At 60.6% G+C, this 17,248-nt stretch carries 18 protein-coding genes; 10 read left to right on the top strand and 8 right to left on the bottom strand.

The genetic code is table 11. From position 1 onward, the window contains the following. The first annotated feature begins 46 nt into the window (after positions 1-46). The 5 genes from tsaB (at position 47) to ACKZ62_RS22255 (ending at position 3,601) form a co-directional block, all read left to right on the top strand. A complete protein-coding gene (tsaB, locus tag ACKZ62_RS22275) occupies positions 47-733 on the top strand; it encodes a tRNA (adenosine(37)-N6)-threonylcarbamoyltransferase complex dimerization subunit type 1 TsaB (protein WP_032891708.1) in 687 nt (228 codons plus the stop codon). 160 nt (positions 734-893) lie between these two features. Next, positions 894-1,184, top strand: a complete 291-nt coding sequence (locus ACKZ62_RS22270) for a hypothetical protein (RefSeq protein ID WP_095183991.1) — start codon at positions 894-896, stop codon at positions 1,182-1,184. After that, a complete protein-coding gene (locus ACKZ62_RS22265) occupies positions 1,184-2,044 on the top strand; it encodes a DUF72 domain-containing protein (RefSeq protein WP_447095840.1) in 861 nt (286 codons plus the stop codon). Before ACKZ62_RS22270 ends, ACKZ62_RS22265 begins: the two co-directional genes overlap by 1 nt. Before the next feature lie 27 nt (positions 2,045-2,071). Further along, positions 2,072-2,899: an isocitrate lyase/PEP mutase family protein gene (locus ACKZ62_RS22260; protein ID WP_447095839.1), complete on the top strand. Its 828-nt coding sequence runs from the start codon at positions 2,072-2,074 to the stop codon at positions 2,897-2,899. Positions 2,900-2,902: 3 nt separating this feature from the next. Beyond that, complete coding sequence (locus ACKZ62_RS22255) at positions 2,903-3,601, top strand: extensin-like domain-containing protein (protein WP_447095838.1); 699 nt, start codon at positions 2,903-2,905, stop codon at positions 3,599-3,601. A 3-nt stretch (positions 3,602-3,604) separates the two neighbouring features. On the opposite strand, the gene ACKZ62_RS22250 is transcribed toward ACKZ62_RS22255, so the two are convergent. Beyond that, on the bottom strand, positions 3,605-4,225 hold the full coding sequence (locus ACKZ62_RS22250; protein WP_447095837.1) for an energy transducer TonB: 621 nt from the start codon (positions 4,223-4,225) through the stop codon (positions 3,605-3,607). Positions 4,226-4,321: 96 nt separating this feature from the next. Between ACKZ62_RS22250 and ACKZ62_RS22245 the strand changes: the two genes are divergently transcribed. Next, positions 4,322-5,104, top strand: a complete 783-nt coding sequence (locus tag ACKZ62_RS22245) for a class I SAM-dependent methyltransferase (RefSeq protein WP_095183995.1) — start codon at positions 4,322-4,324, stop codon at positions 5,102-5,104. 3 nt (positions 5,105-5,107) lie between these two features. On the opposite strand, the gene ACKZ62_RS22240 is transcribed toward ACKZ62_RS22245, so the two are convergent. Continuing rightward, positions 5,108-5,743, bottom strand: a complete 636-nt coding sequence (locus ACKZ62_RS22240; protein ID WP_032891696.1) for a TetR/AcrR family transcriptional regulator — start codon at positions 5,741-5,743, stop codon at positions 5,108-5,110. Positions 5,744-5,836: 93 nt separating this feature from the next. Between ACKZ62_RS22240 and ACKZ62_RS22235 the strand changes: the two genes are divergently transcribed. Genes ACKZ62_RS22235 through ACKZ62_RS22225 form a run of 3 tightly spaced genes read left to right on the top strand, consistent with a single transcriptional unit; the run spans position 5,837 to position 10,605 of the window. Next, complete coding sequence (locus tag ACKZ62_RS22235; protein ID WP_095183996.1) at positions 5,837-6,937, top strand: efflux RND transporter periplasmic adaptor subunit; 1,101 nt, start codon at positions 5,837-5,839, stop codon at positions 6,935-6,937. 6 nt (positions 6,938-6,943) lie between these two features. Continuing rightward, on the top strand, positions 6,944-10,009 hold the full coding sequence (locus ACKZ62_RS22230) for an efflux RND transporter permease subunit (protein WP_447095836.1): 3,066 nt from the start codon (positions 6,944-6,946) through the stop codon (positions 10,007-10,009). Positions 10,010-10,011: 2 nt separating this feature from the next. Further along, positions 10,012-10,605, top strand: coding sequence for a LysE family translocator (locus ACKZ62_RS22225; protein ID WP_447095835.1), 594 nt, complete (start codon positions 10,012-10,014; stop codon positions 10,603-10,605). Between the two features lie 37 nt (positions 10,606-10,642). On the opposite strand, the gene ACKZ62_RS22220 is transcribed toward ACKZ62_RS22225, so the two are convergent. Genes ACKZ62_RS22220 through plsB form a run of 3 tightly spaced genes read right to left on the bottom strand, consistent with a single transcriptional unit; the run spans position 10,643 to position 14,317 of the window. Further along, positions 10,643-11,332, bottom strand: a complete 690-nt coding sequence (locus tag ACKZ62_RS22220) for a DUF4197 domain-containing protein (protein WP_032891686.1) — start codon at positions 11,330-11,332, stop codon at positions 10,643-10,645. Between the two features lie 27 nt (positions 11,333-11,359). Then, complete coding sequence (locus ACKZ62_RS22215; RefSeq protein WP_447095834.1) at positions 11,360-11,761, bottom strand: YbaY family lipoprotein; 402 nt, start codon at positions 11,759-11,761, stop codon at positions 11,360-11,362. 51 nt (positions 11,762-11,812) lie between these two features. Further along, positions 11,813-14,317, bottom strand: coding sequence for a glycerol-3-phosphate 1-O-acyltransferase PlsB (plsB, locus tag ACKZ62_RS22210; protein WP_122680269.1), 2,505 nt, complete (start codon positions 14,315-14,317; stop codon positions 11,813-11,815). Between the two features lie 184 nt (positions 14,318-14,501). On the opposite strand from plsB, the gene ACKZ62_RS22205 reads away from it, so the two are divergent. After that, positions 14,502-14,711 carry a cold-shock protein gene (locus tag ACKZ62_RS22205; protein ID WP_032891681.1) on the top strand — a complete coding sequence of 70 codons (210 nt, stop codon included), beginning with the start codon at positions 14,502-14,504 and terminating at the stop codon, positions 14,709-14,711. Between the two features lie 145 nt (positions 14,712-14,856). On the opposite strand, the gene ACKZ62_RS22200 is transcribed toward ACKZ62_RS22205, so the two are convergent. The 3 genes from ACKZ62_RS22200 to dapE are packed head-to-tail and all read right to left on the bottom strand — an operon-like array spanning position 14,857 to position 17,248. After that, positions 14,857-15,234: a hypothetical protein gene (locus ACKZ62_RS22200; protein ID WP_032891679.1), complete on the bottom strand. Its 378-nt coding sequence runs from the start codon at positions 15,232-15,234 to the stop codon at positions 14,857-14,859. 53 nt (positions 15,235-15,287) lie between these two features. Continuing rightward, positions 15,288-16,097 (bottom strand): putative RNA methyltransferase, encoded by an 810-nt coding sequence (locus ACKZ62_RS22195; RefSeq protein WP_447095833.1) that lies wholly within the window; start codon positions 16,095-16,097, stop codon positions 15,288-15,290. Next, positions 16,097-17,248 (bottom strand): succinyl-diaminopimelate desuccinylase, encoded by a 1,152-nt coding sequence (dapE, locus tag ACKZ62_RS22190; RefSeq protein ID WP_099601269.1) that lies wholly within the window; start codon positions 17,246-17,248, stop codon positions 16,097-16,099. The genes ACKZ62_RS22195 and dapE overlap by 1 nt, the downstream gene beginning before the upstream one ends.

The raw sequence follows: 17,248 nt of genomic DNA, 5'->3' as shown, positions 1-17,248 counted from the left end.
GTTGTTTATACTGGCGCACTTTTTTTCGACTTGGACACCCACACCGATGAGCACCCTGCTGGCCCTGGACACCGCGACTGAAGCTTGCTCCGTTGCCTTGCTGCACGATGGCATCGTTACGAGCCACTACGAGGTGATCCCGCGCCTGCACGCGCAGAAGCTGTTGCCGATGATCAAGCAACTGCTGGAAGAGGCGGGCACCACCCTGGCTGCTGTCGATGCCATCGCTTTTGGCCGTGGTCCGGGGGCGTTTACCGGTGTGCGGATCGCCATTGGCGTAGTCCAGGGCCTGGCATTTGCCCTGGAGCGCCCGGTATTACCGGTCTCCAACCTTGCGGTGCTGGCCCAGCGCGCATTGCGTGAGCATGGCGCTTCGCAAGTCGCAGCTGCCATTGATGCGCGGATGGATGAGGTCTATTGGGGTTGCTACCGCGAAACCGCTGGCGAGATGCGTCTGGTGGGTGTGGAAGCTGTGCAGTCACCGGAATCGTCCGTATTGCCGGACGATGCTAGCGGCGACTGGTTTGGTGCTGGCACTGGCTGGGGCTACGGCGAGCGTATCGGCGTTCAACGGGTTGGCCAGGACGCCGCCATGTTGCCTCACGCGGAAGATCTGCTGACCCTGGCGCGCTTCGCGTTTGAGCGTGGCGAGGCGATTCCTGCGGATCAGGCTGCTCCGGTTTATCTGCGCGATAAAGTGGCTCAAACCAAAGCCGAACGCGGGATTATTTGACGCCAAAAATGATGGCAATGTGAGGCAAAAGTCGCCAATCGTCAGAATTTGCCACGGGTTTTAAACCTTTTTCAAATTATGTGTTCTAGTTATCACCAGAGCATTTGCGCGCTACGGATTGCGCCACTAAAATGCCATCACCGATACCGAGTTCGCATCGATGCGTATAGACGGCTTTTCCTCACAGTCCTACCCAATCAAACGTAAGCCACGTAAGGCGAACGTCACGGTAGACGAGTCCGTCGAAGACTCACCGGACTTCATCGAAGTCCAGCCCGATGCACAGTCCAACGCCCAAGCACGAATCAGCGGTCTTCCCGCCCGTCAACAAGACATGGTTTTCCCGCGCTCGATGAGCAAAAGCGTTGCCACTGCCCTGGCCAGCTACCTGACCACCGCCGGCTTTGTCGAATGGGATATGGAAGTGTTGGGCCTCGACATCCACATCTGATGCGCCTGCCTTACTACCTCGGTTGCCCGTCCTGGAGCGAAAACGCCTGGCGCGAGTACCTGTATCCCGCCGATGCACGCTCCAGCGACTACCTTGCCCTCTATTCCCAAGTCTTTAATGCGGTTGAAGGCAATACCACGTTCTACGCACGCCCTTCGGCCGCCACCGTGCAGCGCTGGGCCGACATCATGCCCGACGATTTTCGTTTCACAGCCAAGTTTCCAGGTGATATCAGCCATGGCGGCGACTTGCGTGAGCAATTGCCAGCGGCAGAAAGCTTTGTCAGTTTGATGAGCCCGCTCGGTGAGCGGGTTTCGCCGTTGTGGCTGCAACTGTCGGCGAGTTTCTCGCCGCAGCGCCTGGCGGAACTGGCCGGTTTTATTGATTGCCTGGAGCGCCCGCTGGCAGTGGAAGTGCGCCACCCGGAGTTCTTCGCCAAGGGCGATGCCGAGCGCATGCTCAACCGTCTGCTGCGCGACCGTGGCGTCGAACGTATCTGCCTCGACCCGCGCGCATTGTTCAGTTGCACGTCCACATCGGCAGCGGTGCTGCATGCCCAATCAAAAAAGCCCAAGGTGCCCACACGCCCGGCCGCGCTGACCCAGTTTCCCCAAGTGCGATTTATCGGCCATCCCGAGCTTGAGGCTAACGACCCGTTCCTGATCCCATGGGTGGAGAAAATTGCCGGCTGGATCGAAGAGGGCCGCACGCCCTATGTGTTCCTGCACACCTCGGATAACCGGCTCGCCGCGCAGCTGGCACTGCGCTTCCACGCCCAGCTGATGGCGCGTCTGCCTGGCTTGCCCGCGTTGCCGACATTGGATCGGCAACCCGAAGTCGAGCAACTGGGGTTACTCTAAGGCTCTTTTTTTCGCCAGGATTCAGTCATGGATGCCCAAACCCGACGCGCCGAAACCTTCAAGGCCTTGCATGAGCGCGACCGCGCCTTCGTGATGCCCAATCCTTGGGACGCAGGCTCGGCAGTAATGCTCGCCAGCCTCGGCTTTGAAGCTCTCGCCACGACCAGTGCGGGTTACGCGTTCAGCCTGGGGCGCCCGGATGCGGAAGGGGCGTTGTCCCTGGAAGACACCTTGCTCAATGCCGCCATGATCGCCAAGGCCACCGCACTGCCGGTGGCAGCCGACCTGGAAAACGGCTTCAGTGATAACCCCGAAGGCTGTGCCCAAACCATCCTGCGCGCTGCTGCCAGCGGCATTGTCGGCGGCTCCATCGAAGATGCCACAGGTATCAGCGCCGACCCGATCTATCCCTTTGACCTCTCAGTGGAACGTGTGGAAGCCGCCGTCGCCGCCGCTCGCAGTCTGCCATTCCCCTTCACCCTGACGGCCCGTGCGGAAAACCTCCTGCATGGTCGCCTGGATTTACCTGACACCATTCGCCGTCTGCAGGCCTACGCCGAAGCGGGTGCCGACGTGCTGTATGCGCCGGCCTTGCGCAGCGCCGATGAGGTGTTGGCGGTGGTCAAGGCCGTGGCGCCAAAGCCTGTGAATGTGTTGATGTCTGGTGGGCTGAAACTCAGCGTGGCGCAATTGAGCGCGATGGGAGTCAAGCGCATCAGCGTAGGATCGGCCATGGCGCTGGCGGCTTATGGTGAGTTCTACCGGGCGGCCCAGGAAGTCTATGAACTGGGCACGTTCAGCTTTACTGAACGCTCGATGCCCTTCAGCACGGCCAATCAGTTCTTCAAGGGCTAAGCGGTGCGTTTTTTCAAAATATTGGGCGTGTTGCTGCTGCTCGGCGGTGCAGTTGCCGTGGGCGTATGGCGATGCTGGGTGCCGCTGCCCGCTGAGTGGAACCCGTGGGCGCCGCTGGACGTGCGTGCCAGTCCGAACCTGTTGACCCGCTACAAACTGGGCCGCCTGCAGGAGGATCCGGCGTTGTGCGACGAGGTGCTGAAAACGTCCGGTCTGCGTGTCAGTCATCAGGCGGACACGCCCGCAGACGCCGCCTGCCCTTTGCGCAATACCTTGCGCGTGCAGGGCGCAGAAGTGGCATTAAGCAGCAGCTTTCTCGCCAGTTGCCCGTTGGCGGTGGCGTTCGCACTGTTTGAGCGCCACAGCCTGCAACCGGCGGCGCAGGCGGTGTTCGGCCAGGCGGTCACGCGGGTCGATCACCTGGGCAGCTTTGCCTGCCGCAATATCTATGGTCGGGCCGAGGGGCGGCTCAGCCAGCATGCTTCGGCCAATGCCCTGGATATCGCCGGGTTTCGGCTGGCGGATGGGCGCAGTATCAGCGTGCTCAAGGATTGGCCGGGGGAGGGCGCCAGCGCACGGTTTTTACGTCAGGTGCGCGATGGTGCCTGTGATGATTTCAACGTGGTGTTGAGCCCGGATTACAACGCCGCGCACCGCAACCATTTCCATCTGGACATGGGGCGTTGGTGGGTGTGTCGCTAAGGCTCAGGCCGCCAGGCGCAGGTTGTTGGCGATCAGTGGGCGTGCCCAGTGGTAGTCGAAGTCCAAGGCCTTTTGTTGGGCCACCAGCTCTTCGATCGGGTACGGCGTGGCGGGCGGCGGCAGCAAGTCCAGTTCGAACTCCGCGATCGGCAGGTGCAGAGGGCGAGGTTGCGGCGCCGGGCTAGGCTCAGGCAGCGGTTGGCCTGCGGTGAGGACGATAGGGCGTACCCAACTGCTTTCGAAGTTCTGTTGGCGCTGCTGGGCGACGATTTCTTCGTCCGGGAACGGAGTTGCAGCCGGAGGCAGCAATTCGGTTTCGAATTCGGCGATCGGCAGGAAAAGTGGCTCAGGCGGAGCGATTTCAGTGTCCTTCACGTCGCACTCACGCTGCGTGAGGATCTGCGACAGCAGGTCGGCGCCTTCGTGGGGTTCTACCGCAGGGTCCACCGGCGCCGGTGCCTGGGCGGCCAGCGCGCCCGACGTATCGCCGAGCTGCTCGGCCAGCGCTCGGGCGAAGAAGTCTTGCCACACATGACTCACCCCGGCCAGCGCTTGAGTATTGCGCAGGCCGTAATGGTTATGGGTCGGCAGTACACCGATGGTTAGGGGGAGAATGTCTGACATTTTTCTCGGTCGACGCTCAGCTCTGGCAAAATACCTGACTGTTATTTTTATCGGCCGCTGTTTGCCGATCCTTAATATTTTTGAGCGTAGTGATTCATGAGCGAACAACCAGCGGCCAGCCGCATCCAGGTCGAGGCTTTGGGCGAAGGTTTTAAGGACCGCGCCGAGCAGTGGGCATCTCTGCTTGGCTTGCCTTTACAGCTCGCGGACGCGGACTTTTCCCTGCAAGTTGGCGAGCATGGCCTACAGCTGCAACAGCTAGGTCCTGACGCGCCGGGCCCGGTGCGGGTGGACTTTGTTGAGGGAGGTGCAGCTCATCGTCGACTCTATGGTGGCGGCAGCGGGCAGATGATCGCTAAAGCCGTAGGCATCGCCCAAGGCGTGCGTCCTCGGGTGCTGGATGCCACGGCAGGCCTGGGCAAGGACGCGTTTGTGCTGGCCAGCCTGGGCTGTGAGATGAGCCTGATCGAGCGCCAGCCTTTGATCGGCGCTTTGCTCGAAGACGGCCTGGCGCGTGGTGCAGATGACTTTGAAGTGGCGCCAATCGTGGCGCGCATGAAGCTGCTCAAGGGCAACTCCATCGACGTGATGCTGAACTGGGAAGGCGAGCCGCCCCAGGTGATCTACCTCGACCCAATGTTCCCTCACCGTGAGAAAACCGCCTTGGTGAAGAAGGAAATGCGCCTGTTTCGGCCGCTGGTGGGTGATGATCCGGATGCGCCAGCCTTGTTGGCCGCCGCCCTGGCCCTGGCCAGCCATCGCGTGGTGGTCAAGCGCCCCCGCAAGGCGCCGTGCATCGAGGGACCAAAGCCGAGCCATGCGCTGGACGGCAAGTCCAGCCGGTATGACATCTATCCCAAAAAAGCGCTCAAAGCCTGATGTTCAAGGCCTGTACGCCCGCATAAACAACCCTACTACCTCCTGCACATGGGCTTCGGCGGCGTGTTCACTCAGATGCCCGCCGCAGCCATACAGCAGGCAGAAATTTGCCGTGCCCTTGAGCAGGCAGAAGAAGTGCTCGGCCGCCGTGAAAGGTTTGTCGATGCTCAGGGCACCGCTCTGGTCGATCTTGCTGAGCAGGCGCTCCATGCCCTGGAGCATGCGCATGGGCCCGGCTTCGAAAAAGATCTGTGAGAGTTTCACGTCCTGATTGCCGGTGGTCATCATCAAACGATGCAGGTTCACCGACTCCTCGCTGTTGATCAGCCGATGAAAACCGCGCGCGATATTCAGCAACACCGTCTCGACTGGCATGCCCTCCGGCAGCTCGAAGTACATCACCGGTAGCTGCTCTTCGCATGTCGCCACCACGGCGGCGGTGAACAAGGTCTCTTTGTCGGTGAAGTGGCTGTAGACGGTCAGTTTCGACACGCCTGCCTCAAGGGCTACGGCATCCATGCTGGTGCTGGCATAACCATTCCCCAAAAACAGAGTTTTCGCTGCCTGAAGAATTGCCTGGCGTTTTGCCATGTCCTTGGGACGCCCGGGGCTATTGGTGTTAACGCGATTGTCGGACATTTTCACCTTTAATACTGGACTGGTGAGTTTGGTATTAATAACATACTGGCCAGTATAATTATTCCTAGCTTCATTTGCGAAAGGTCCTTCAGCATGCGCAGCACTTTCCTGCCCTTTGCGTTGCCTGTCAGCCTGGTCTTAATGTTGGCCGCCTGCGGCCATGAAGAACCGGCCCAGATTACCGTCCGCCCTGCCATGGTGGTGCAACCGCAACCGTCGGCACAGTCGATGGACAGCTACCCCGGAGAAGTGCGGGCTCGCTATGAGCCGGACCTGGCCTTTCGCATCGGTGGCAAAGTCAGCAAACGCCTGGTTGAAGAGGGTGAGCGCGTCAAGGCCAACCAACCGTTGGCGGAACTCGACCCCCAGGACGTGCGCCTGCAACTGGAGGCTACCCGCGCCCAAGTCGCCGCTGCCCAAGCTAACCTGAGCCTGGTCCGCGCCGAGCGCGATCGCTATAAGACCCTGATGGACCGTCAGATGGTCAGCCGTTCTCAGTACGACAATTCCGAAAACCTCTACCGATCCGGCGAAGCGCGCCTCAAGCAGATCAAGGCCGAATTCGACGTGGCCAGCAACCAAGCCGGTTACGCCGTGCTCCGTGCCCCGCAGGATGGAGTCGTCGCTAAGCGCGCCGTGGAGGTCGGCCAAGTGGTGTCGGCTGGCCAAACCGTGTTCACCCTGGCCACCGATGGCGAGCGCGAAGTGCTCATTAGCCTGCCCGAACAAGGCTTTGGTCGCTTCAAGATCGGTCAGCCGGTAGCCGTGGAGTTGTGGAGCCAGCCGGACCAGCGTTTTACCGGACGCATCCGTGAACTGTCTCCCGCAGCCGATCCAAAATCGCGCACCTTTGCCGCCCGAGTGGCGTTTACCGGCGGTAAAGTCCCGGCGGAATTGGGCCAAAGCGCTCGCGTATTCATACAGACCGAGGGTGTCGTTCCGCTGTCGGTGCCGCTGTCTGCCCTCAGCGCGGAGAATGGCGCGTCTTACGTCTGGCGTGTGGAAACGGACAATACCCTCAAGCGCGTACCGGTGCGCATTGGCGCCTTCGGCGAAAAAACCGTTCCGGTGCTGGAGGGCTTGAAACCCACCGATTGGGTGGTCGCCGCGGGCGTGCATGTGCTCCACGAGGGCCAGCAAGTGCGCCCGGTGGATCGCTCCAACCGTGTCGTGAATCTGGCGGCCAAGGAGTAGTCCCCGATGGGTTTCAATCTTTCCGAATGGGCGTTGCGTAATCGCCAGATCGTACTGTTCCTGATGATCCTGCTGGCCGTGGTTGGCACCTTGTCCTACACCAAGCTGGGACAAAGTGAAGACCCGCCATTCACCTTCAAAGCCATGGTGATCAAGACCAACTGGCCCGGTGCTACGGCCCAGGAAGTCTCGCGTCAAGTCACCGAGCGCATCGAGAAAAAACTGATGGAAACCGGCGAGTACGAGCGCATTGTCTCGTTCTCGCGCCCTGGCGAGTCCACGGTTACCTTCATTGCCCGCGACTCCATGCACTCGGCGCAGATTCCTGAGCTGTGGTACCAGGTGCGCAAGAAGATCAGCGACATCCGCCAGACCTTGCCGCCGGATATCCAGGGTCCGTTTTTCAATGATGAATTCGGCACCACCTTCGGCAATATCTATGCGCTGACCGGCAACGGTTTCGACTATGCCGTGCTCAAGGATTACGCCGACCGCATCCAGATTCAGCTGCAACGGGTAGCGGATGTGGGCAAGGTGGAGTTGCTCGGCCTACAGGATGAGAAAATCTGGATCGAGCTGTCCAACCTCAAGCTCGCCACCCTCGGCCTGCCATTGGCAGCGGTGCAGCAGGCGTTGCAGGAACAGAACGCGGTGTCCACGGCCGGCTTCTTTGAAACCCCGAGCGAGCGCGTGCAACTGCGTGTGTCGGGAAACTTCAAGACGGTGGAGGAGATCCGCGACTTTCCGATTCGAGTGGGCGACCGGACCTTTCGTATCAGCGATGTAGCTGACATTCACCGTGGCTTCAACGATCCGCCGGCACCGCGCATGCGTTACATGGGCGCCGATGCAATCGGCCTGGCCGTGGCCATGCGCGACGGCGGCGATATCCTGATATTGGGCAAGGCGCTAGAAGGCGAATTCGCACGTTTGCAGAAGAACCTTCCGGCAGGCATGGAGTTGCGCAAGGTGTCGGATCAACCGGCAGCGGTGAAAACCAGTGTCGGGGAATTCGTGCAGGTATTGGCCGAGGCATTGGCGATCGTATTGCTGGTGAGCTTCTTCTCTCTCGGCGTACGCACCGGCATGGTGGTGGCCCTGGCGATTCCGTTGGTGCTGGCGATGACCTTCGCCACCATGTATTACCTCGGCATTGGCCTGCACAAGATTTCCCTCGGCGCACTGGTACTCGCCCTCGGTTTGCTGGTGGATGACGCGATCATCGCCGTGGAAATGATGGCAATCAAAATGGAGCAGGGCTACGACCGGCTCAAGGCCGCCAGTTTCGCCTGGACCAGCACCGCCTTCCCGATGCTCACCGGCACGCTGATTACGGCGGCAGGTTTTCTGCCGATTGCCACTGCGCAATCGAGCACCGGCGAATACACCCGTTCGATTTTCCAGGTGGTGACCATCGCGTTGCTGGCCTCGTGGGTCGCCGCGGTGGTGTTCGTGCCATACCTGGGGGAAAAGCTCCTGCCGGACCTGGCGAAGATTCACGCAGCCAAACATGGCGCTGAGGGCCCGGATCCCTACGGAACGCCGTTCTACCAGCGCGTAAGGCGTTTGGTGGAGTGGTGTGTCACTCGACGTAAAACCGTGATCGTACTGACACTGCTGCTGTTTATCGGCTCAGTGGCGCTATTTCGCTTTGTGCCGCAGCAGTTCTTTCCGGCCTCGGGGCGCCAGGAACTGATGGTCGACCTGAAACTGGCCGAAGGCGCGTCCCTGAGCAACACTGCCGATCAGGTCAAACGCCTGGAAGCCTTGCTCAAGGACCATGCCGGCATCGAGAACTACGTGGCTTACGTCGGCACCGGTTCGCCGCGTTTCTACTTGCCGTTGGACCAGCAACTGCCCGCCGCGAGCTTTGCGCAATTTGTGGTGCTGGCCAAAACCATCGAAGAGCGCGAAAGCCTGCGCACCTGGCTGATCGCAACCCTCAACGAACAATTTCCCGACCTGCGTTCGCGCGTCACCCGCCTGGAAAACGGCCCGCCCGTGGGTTATCCCGTGCAGTTTCGTGTGACCGGCGAACACATCGAGGAAGTTCGCGCCCTTGCACGGAAAGTTGCCGCCAAGGTTCGCGAAAATACCCACGTGGTCAACGTTCACTTGGACTGGGAAGAACCGAGCAAAATTGTCTACCTGAACATCGACCAGGACCGCGCCCGCGCCCTTGGTGTGAGCACTGCCAACCTGTCGAAATTCCTGCAGAGTTCACTCACCGGCTCAAGCGTCAGCCAATACCGGGAGGACAACGAATTGATCGAGATCCTCCTGCGCGGCACGGTCCACGAACGCACCGAACTGTCGCTGCTGCCTAGCCTGGCGGTGCCGACCGACAACGGTAAAAGCGTGGCCCTGTCGCAGATCGCCACCCTCGAATACGGATTCGAGGAAGGCATCATCTGGCACCGTAATCGCCTGCCGACGGTCACCGTGCGCGCCGACATCTATGGCAAGGAACAACCGGCGACGCTGGTGCAGCAGATCCTGCCGACCCTCGAAGGCGTGCGGGCCGAACTGCCGGATGGCTACCTGCTGGACGTCGGCGGTACCGTCGAGGACTCCGCCCGCGGGCAGAACTCGGTGAAGGCCGGCGTGCCGCTGTTTATTGTGGTGGTGCTGACCTTGCTGATGCTGCAACTGCGCAGCTTCTCACGCACGGCAATGGTGTTTCTCACGGCGCCGCTGGGCTTGATCGGCGTCACGCTGTTCCTGCTGGTGTTTCGTCAGCCCTTTGGCTTCGTAGCCATGTTAGGGACCATCGCCTTGTCGGGCATGATCATGCGCAACTCGGTGATCTTGGTGGACCAGATCGAGCAAGACATCAAGGCTGGCCTGGCGCCGTGGCAGGCGATTATCGAAGCCACCGTCCGACGCTTCCGCCCGATTGTGCTGACGGCACTCGCGGCGGTATTGGCGATGATCCCGCTGTCTCGCAGTGTGTTCTTCGGACCGATGGCGGTGGCGATCATGGGCGGGCTGATTGTGGCGACGGCGTTGACGCTATTGTTCCTGCCGGCACTGTATGCTGCGTGGTTCAAAGTGAGGAAGGACGTCGCGTAACCATGTTGGCCACTGTTTCAGCCCTGATATTGCTACTGCTTGCCCCTGGCCCTACCAACACCCTGCTGTTTCGCGCAGGTGTGTTGTTCGGGTTTCGGGCATCCTGCAAGCTCGTGCTAATCGAGTGCCTGGCGTACTTGCTGCAAGTGTCGGCATGGGGTGTGGCGCTTCTCTATCTCGCGGCGTTTTCACCGTGGGCGTTGAAGGCGACGCAACTGGTGGCGGCGTGCTACCTGCTGTATGTGTCGTGCAAATTGTGGCAGCGCAAGAACAGCGAGATCAGCCCTGGCAAAGATCGCTTCACCGGGTTGTACTTCTTTTTGTTGACGGTCATGAATCCCAAGGGCTTGCTGATCGTTTCCTTTATCGCTCCGTCCAATACGTTCACCGCCGCGCAAGGTTATGCCGAGTTCATGGGGTTATTGGCGTTGGTGGTTGTGCCGGTAGGCGCCGCTTGGGTGTTGTTGGGGAGTCGCTTCGAAGGGATGCAGAAGAGTTGGCTCACGCCCTTGAAGATCAATCGAATCACGTCGATTGCCATTGGCTGCTTCGCAACCTTGATGATGGGCCGACTGGCCGATTCAGTTTTTCACTAGAATCGCTCCCCGTTGCAGGGAGCGATCCTCGCGCTGCTTATAGTGCTCCAAACACCTTCTTCGCCAAACTCGTCGCTGCAGCGGCCGGGTTCTTGCGAATCGTCTCTTCCTGCTGCGCAATCATCTTGAACAAACCATCCAGCGCCTGTTCGGTCACGTAGTTTTCGACGTTGGCGCTCTTGGCATCCACCGCACCAAAGGCTGCCGCTTTGCCCGCCAGGGCATTGTACTGCTGGGCCACGCCGACCTTATCCGTAGCGGCCTTGACGATCGGCAGGAACTTGGCGCGGATTGCATCGCGCGAGCTTTTGTTCAGGTATTGGGTGGCCGAATCCTGGCCGCCGCTGAGAATGCCTTTAGCGTCGGTCACGCTCATGTTTTTCACGGCGTTGACCAGGATCGGCTGGGCCTGGGTCACAGCGGTTTCAGCCGCTTTGTTCATGCTGGTTTCCAGTTGCGTAACCTGGTCGCCCATGCCGAACATTTTCAACTTCTCAGCGACTTTGCCCAGTTTGCCCGGCAGGCCGATCTTCACTTCAGGGTTGTCGCTGAAACCGCCGGGTTTGCCCAGTTGTTTCACTGCGATCTGTGCGCCTTGGGTCAGGGCATCCTTAAGGCCGCCGCTGGCGTCGCCTTGGGACAGGCTACTCAGGTCCAGGGCCATGGCGTTGGCGCCGAGCAGCAGGCCGGCACACAGAGCAGTGAGGCGAAGGGAATTACGGAGCATTTGCGCTTCCTTATGATCTGGAAAATATCAGTGTGCGACCGCATCAACCCGCAGGCGCAGCGGCTGCGGATCCTGGCCGTTGAGCTGCACGGCGTGACGTTCGGTAGTGATAAACAGTAGCTTGCCATCCTGTTCGATGCGAGCACTCACCGAATAACTGTGGCCCGGTTTAATCTGTGCCGGGTCGTAATTCAGGTGAAACGGCAGCGGTACCTGGCCTTTGATCGGGCCTTTCTGTTCCGCAAGGATCACGGCCGGGGCGTCCATAAGGGACACGTCCTGCAGGCTGACACTCAAGGTTGCTGTTGGCGGCAGGGCGATGCGTTGCAGGTAAAACACTTCGCCATCGAGGCTGGCCTTGGGGGAAGGGGTCATGGATTGGCAAGCTCCCAGCAGGGCGGTCAGGCTCAGGAGGATGATCTTTTTCATGGTGCGGCTCCTTGTCAGCGACGCCAGCATCCCGCTGGCGCCTTATTCAATCTAGCGGGTTTCTTCAGGCTCATCCGGTTGTTCGGCTGCGCCATCAACACGATGCAGGGCCACCTGGCGAATCGACAGGCGAATCTCAGCCGGCAACACCCGTTTGGCCGCGCCTTCTGCCAGTTCGCCGAGCAGATCGTGATAACTCAGTTTGCCGGCCTCATCGCGACGCAGCACATCTTGTTCCAGCAGCGTCTGGATGAAGTGTCGGAAAAGGCTCTTGTCGAAGAACTCCGGGGCATTGAGGCCATGCAGGATCGACAGGCGCTGGGCCATGATCGTGCACAGGTCCTCCAGCTCTTCGGCGCTGATGGTGTTCTGGCCGCTGTTGAGCAGCAGCGAGATTGCCATGTAGAAGCGTTGCAGGGTCTGGGCGATGCTTTTGGACAGCAGCGTCAGCAGTACGAATTGCCGCGAGCTTGGCGCCGGGCGCAAGTACACGTTGTTTTCGAAGCGCAGCAGACCTTGTTCGACAAAGGCTTCCAGCCACTGGTCGACGACAGTGTCCAACTCCTCCAGCGACCAGCGGATAAACAGCTCCGATTGCAGGTATGGGTACAGCGCGTGGGTGTAGCGCAGAATTTGTTCGCGGCTCATCCGCGAACTGCTCTGGAAAAAACTCGCCAGCAGCGCCGGCAGGGCAAAGATGTGCAGCACGTTGTTGCGGTAGTAGGTCATCAGGACGGCGTGCTGCTCGTCCAGGTAGACAATCTTGCCGAGGGCGTCGCTCTGTTCTGACAGCAGGTCCATGTCCTTGACGTGCTTGATCAGCGCCAGGCCATCCCCCTCGGGCAGAGTGGTGTGGGGTGAGTAAGGCACGCGGCGCAGCAGCGCGAGGTACAGGTCCAGCTGGCGGGCCATGGCCTGTTCGTCCAAGGCCAGGCGTGTGGTGGACAGCAGCGCCAGGGCCACTAGGTTCACCGGGTTCACCGCCGCCGCTTCGTTCAAGTGGCGGGCCACCCGTTCGCCGAGGCGGTTGGTGGTTTCGTTGAGCCACGCCGGCTTGTAGTTCGGAGCCAGTTCCTGGGTGCGCCAGTCGGGTTGTTCGCTGTCGAGGAATTCCGCCAGCTTGATCGGCTCGCCGAAGTTGACCGCGACCTGGCCAAAGCGCTGCTTAAGCGCGCCGACTACTTTGAAAATGTCGAAAATCGACTCCTTCTTCTTGCTCGCGCCGCGTAGTTCTCCGAGGTAGGTCCTGCCTTCCAGCACGCGTTCATAGCCGATATACACCGGCACAAACACAATCGGCATACGCGAGGAGCGCAGGAAACTGCGCAGCGTAATGGCTAGCATCCCGGTCTTCGGTTGCAGCATGCGCCCGGTACGCGAGCGTCCGCCTTCGACGAAGTACTCAACCGGGAAACCCTTGGTGAACAGGGTGTGCAGGTATTCGTTGAACACCGAGGTGTACAGCGGGTTGCCCTTGAAGGTGCGGCGCATGAAAAACGCCCCGCCACGGCGCAGCAAACTGCCGATCACCGGCATGTTCAGGTTGATACCCGCGGCGATATGCGGCGGGGTCAGGCCATTCTTGAACAGCAGGTAGGACAGCAGCAGGTAGTCGATATGGCTGCGGTGGCAAGGCACGTAAATCACCTCGTAGCCTTGAGCAACCTTTTGCACGCCCTCGATGTTATTGACCTTGATGCCGTCGTAGATTTTGTTCCAGAACCAACTCAGCACCACTTCGAGGAAGCGGATCGCGGTGTAGGTGTAGTCCGAGGCGATTTCGTTGCCATAGCGCAGGGCCTGGGCCTTGGCTTTTTCGGGGCTGATTTTTTCCCGTTCGGCTTCATCCAGGATCGCCTGACGCACCAGCGGCATATTCACCAGGCCTTTGACCAGGTTGCGGCGGTGAGACAGGTCGGGGCCGATTACGGCTGTCTTCAGGTTACGAAAGTGCACACGCAGGATGCGCTGGGCCATGCGCACAGTGCGTTCGTGCCCTTTATTGTGCTCGATCAATTCACGCAGGTTGATGGGCGCGGAGAATTGCACACGGGTCTTGCGACCAAGAATCAGGATGCTCAACAGACGGCGTAGACGGCCGGTGACGGCCCAACTGTCGGCAAACAGCAGTTTCCACGGGCTGGACTCGCTCGCCGGGGTTTGGCCCCAGAACACACTGACCGGAATGATTTGTGCATTCTCTTCGGCGTGTTCGCTCAGGGTGTTGACCAGGCGAGTCAGGGTGGGCGGCGCGCCGCGCTTGTCCTGACGGCCGAGCCAGTCCGGTTCAGGCGTGAGGTAGAAGAACGCCGCCGGCTCCATCAATGGGCCAACCGATACTGGCAGCACCGGGCGCGGCAGGCCGGCCTTGGTGCACTCGGCATCGACCACCGCCAATTCGGTGAGGGAGGGCGATTGCAGGACGTAGAACACCGGCCGGCTGCGGTCCAGGTTGAGGGTAAGGGACGACTGGTTGATCGTTTCCGAGCGAACCCAAAGGTACAACAGTCGGCGCAAGGTGCCAAACACCAGACGGCGGAACGGGGAGCGGGTCATAGGCGAGCTGCTTCAAGTGGAAAAAACCGAGCAGGCGCTCGGGCGCGTAGTGTGCCGTATTCGCCGAAAATCGGCAAAAAAGCAGCGATGTAAACTTGAGTTGATCGTTTTTGAGCCTGTCTTATACTCGGCAGTTCAACGCGACTGACTCAACAATAAAAAAACGTACGTGGGAGTAAGACAGATGGCAACGCGCGAAACCGGCAATGTGAAGTGGTTCAACGATGCAAAGGGCTATGGCTTTATTCAGCGTGAAGATGGCAAGGATGTGTTCGTGCACTACCGCGCTATTCGCGGTGATGGCCACCGTTCCCTGGCCGAGGGCCAGCAGGTGGAATACGCCGTGGTGACCGGCGAGAAGGGCTTGCAGGCGGAGGATGTGGTCGGTTTGTAATACGGGTTTTTGTTACACCGCAGAACCCATGTGGGAGGGGGCTTGCCCCCGATTGCAGAGTGTCAGTCACTGAACACATTGGCTGATACACCGCTATCGGGGGCAAGCCCCCTCCCACATGTTGATTGTGGTTTACCGCTCAGGCTCAGGCAGTTTTCCAGGTGATCTGCTCTTCACCGTCTGCGCTGATGCGAATCCAGGTATCGGCGCTTTCCTCACCTTCTTCCTCGACCCACGTCCCCGGCGCGCAGCGCACTTCAACGTTCAGTGCAGCAAACGCGGCGCGGGCGCAGGCGATGTCGTCGTCCCACGGGGTTTGGTCACTTTCCAGATACAGGCTGTTCCATTTGCCTACAGCCTTGGGCAGCCAGGTGACCGGCACGTCACCGGCCTTGCACTTGTAGGTCTGGCCACGCTGGACCCAGTCGGTGCACGGGCCCAGGGCGGCGCCCAGCCAGGCGGCGATGGCCTTGTAGTCGACGTCTGCGTCCTTCAGGTAAATCTCGATATCGGGTTGGCGCATGGATATTCCTCGTTGCGGGATTCGAAAATCCATTCGCGGATACTTAAAGTCGGTTATTGAAGCACGAAATAGTCGTAACGCATCGACACGGTGACCAGCAACGGCTCGGCAGCCTCGATCACTTCGGCACGGCGCTCGGCGCTGGCGCGCCAGCCGTGGGGTGTCATGGCCAGCAGGTTGGCGCGGTCTTTGGGGTCGGCCAGGCTCAGGGTGAACTCCAGGGTTTCACTGTGCGCCAGGCTCATGCCGTCTGGCACCAGAGCCAGGTGTTTGTCGTCGGTGTACTCGCGCACTTCATCGTACAGACGCTCGCGCAGCTCCATCAGGTGGCCACTCGTAGGACCGACTTTCATCAGGCCGCCGCCGGGGCTGAGCAGGCGTTTGGCTTCCAGCCAGTCCAACGGGCTGAACACGCTGGCGAGGAACTGGCAGCTGGCATCGGCCAACGGCACGCGTGCCATGCTGGCGATCAACCAGGTCAGCTTCGGGTTGCGCTTGCACGCACGCTTGACCGCTTCCTTGGAAATATCCAGGGCATAGCCGTCGGCGTGGGGCAAGGCATCGGCGATCTGCGCGGTGTAGTAACCCTCACCACAGCCGATGTCGACCCAGCGCTGCGGTGCGCGTTCAGCCGCCAGTTCGGCGAGGCGCTTGGCCACCGGGGCGTAATGCCCGGCGTTGAGGAAGTCACGGCGTGCTTCGACCATGGCCAGGTTGTCGCCCGGATCGCGGCTGTTCTTGTGCTGCACCGGCAACAGGTTCAGGTAACCCTGGCGAGCCCGGTCGAACCGGTGCCCCGCCGGGCAGGCTACGCCGTTTTCGACCGCGTTGAGCGGGGCGCTGCAAATGGGACAAGCGAGCATCAGGCGAGCAACTTGATCAGGGTCTGGTAATAAATTTCGGTCAGTACATCGAGGTCGCTGGCGAGGATGCGCTCGTTGACCTGATGGATCGTCGCGTTGACCGGGCCCAGCTCGACCACTTGGGTGCCGAGGGTGGCGATGAAGCGGCCATCCGACGTACCGCCGCTGGTGGACGCCTGGGTCTCGCGACCGGTGATCGCCTTGATGCTGGCAGACACGGCGTCGAGCAAAGCGCCCGGTTCGGTGAGGAACGGCAGGCCCGACAGCGCCCATTCCACATGCCAGTCCAGGCCATGTTTGTCGAGGATGGCTGCAACGCGTTGCTGCAGGCCTTCGACGGTGGATTCGGTGGAGAAACGGAAGTTGAACACCGCCGTCAGGTCACCGGGGATCACGTTGGTGGCGCCAGTGCCGGAATTGAGGTTGGAGATCTGGAAGCTGGTCGGCGGGAAAAAGGTGTTGCCGTTGTCCCAATGCTCGGCGGCCAATTCCGCCAAGGCCGGTGCGGCCAGGTGGATCGGGTTCTTCGCCAGGTGCGGGTAGGCCACATGGCCCTGCACGCCGCGTACGGTCAGCGTAGCGCCGAGGGAGCCGCGACGGCCGTTCTTGACCACATCACCTACCAGGGTGGTGCTCGACGGTTCGCCGACGATGCACCAGTCAAGGCGCTCTTTGCGCGCGGCCAGGCGTTCGATCACGGCTTTTGTGCCGTGGTGCGCCGGGCCTTCTTCATCGCTGGTAATCAGGAAGGCAACCGAGCCCTTATGGTCCGGGTAGTCGGCTACAAAACGTTCCGAAGCCACCAGCATCGCGGCGAGGCTGCCTTTCATGTCGGCTGCGCCACGCCCGCAGAGCATGCCGTTTTCGTCGATCAGCGCGTCAAACGGGTCGTTCTGCCAGGCCTGTACCGGGCCGGTCGGCACTACGTCAGTGTGACCGGCGAAGCACAGCACCGGACCTTCGTGCTTACCGTGGGTAGCCCAAAAGTTGTCCACGTCTTCGATGCGCATCGGCTCCAGCGCAAAACCAGCGTCGCCCAGGCGCTGCATCATCAGCTTCTGGCAATCGGCGTCGATCGGTGTGACCGAGGGGCGACGGATCAGGTCGATGGCAAGTTGAAGGGTCGGCGAAAGGTCGGCATGGGCCGTCAT

The organism is Pseudomonas sivasensis (assembly GCF_052938085.1).
Note: the sequence above shows the minus strand (reverse complement) of the source record. Positions and strands in the feature narration are given on the sequence as shown.

Coding starts and splice junctions, on each gene's coding strand:
- ACKZ62_RS22195 (WP_447095833.1), bottom strand. CDS start 16,097: ATGCTCGCTTGTCCCATTTGCAGCGCCCCGCTCAACGCGGTCGAAAAC.
- ACKZ62_RS22250 (WP_447095837.1), bottom strand. CDS start 4,225: ATGTCAGACATTCTCCCCCTAACCATCGGTGTACTGCCGACCCATAAC.
- ACKZ62_RS22225 (WP_447095835.1), top strand. CDS start 10,012: ATGTTGGCCACTGTTTCAGCCCTGATATTGCTACTGCTTGCCCCTGGC.
- ACKZ62_RS22265 (WP_447095840.1), top strand. CDS start 1,184: ATGCGCCTGCCTTACTACCTCGGTTGCCCGTCCTGGAGCGAAAACGCC.
- ACKZ62_RS22200 (WP_032891679.1), bottom strand. CDS start 15,234: ATGCGCCAACCCGATATCGAGATTTACCTGAAGGACGCAGACGTCGAC.
- ACKZ62_RS22270 (WP_095183991.1), top strand. CDS start 894: ATGCGTATAGACGGCTTTTCCTCACAGTCCTACCCAATCAAACGTAAG.
- ACKZ62_RS22245 (WP_095183995.1), top strand. CDS start 4,322: ATGAGCGAACAACCAGCGGCCAGCCGCATCCAGGTCGAGGCTTTGGGC.
- plsB (WP_122680269.1), bottom strand. CDS start 14,317: ATGACCCGCTCCCCGTTCCGCCGTCTGGTGTTTGGCACCTTGCGCCGA.
- tsaB (WP_032891708.1), top strand. CDS start 47: ATGAGCACCCTGCTGGCCCTGGACACCGCGACTGAAGCTTGCTCCGTT.
- ACKZ62_RS22220 (WP_032891686.1), bottom strand. CDS start 11,332: ATGCTCCGTAATTCCCTTCGCCTCACTGCTCTGTGTGCCGGCCTGCTG.
- ACKZ62_RS22215 (WP_447095834.1), bottom strand. CDS start 11,761: ATGAAAAAGATCATCCTCCTGAGCCTGACCGCCCTGCTGGGAGCTTGC.
- ACKZ62_RS22240 (WP_032891696.1), bottom strand. CDS start 5,743: ATGTCCGACAATCGCGTTAACACCAATAGCCCCGGGCGTCCCAAGGAC.
- ACKZ62_RS22230 (WP_447095836.1), top strand. CDS start 6,944: ATGGGTTTCAATCTTTCCGAATGGGCGTTGCGTAATCGCCAGATCGTA.
- ACKZ62_RS22235 (WP_095183996.1), top strand. CDS start 5,837: ATGCGCAGCACTTTCCTGCCCTTTGCGTTGCCTGTCAGCCTGGTCTTA.
- dapE (WP_099601269.1), bottom strand. CDS start 17,248: ATGACGGCCCATGCCGACCTTTCGCCGACCCTTCAACTTGCCATCGAC.
- ACKZ62_RS22260 (WP_447095839.1), top strand. CDS start 2,072: ATGGATGCCCAAACCCGACGCGCCGAAACCTTCAAGGCCTTGCATGAG.
- ACKZ62_RS22205 (WP_032891681.1), top strand. CDS start 14,502: ATGGCAACGCGCGAAACCGGCAATGTGAAGTGGTTCAACGATGCAAAG.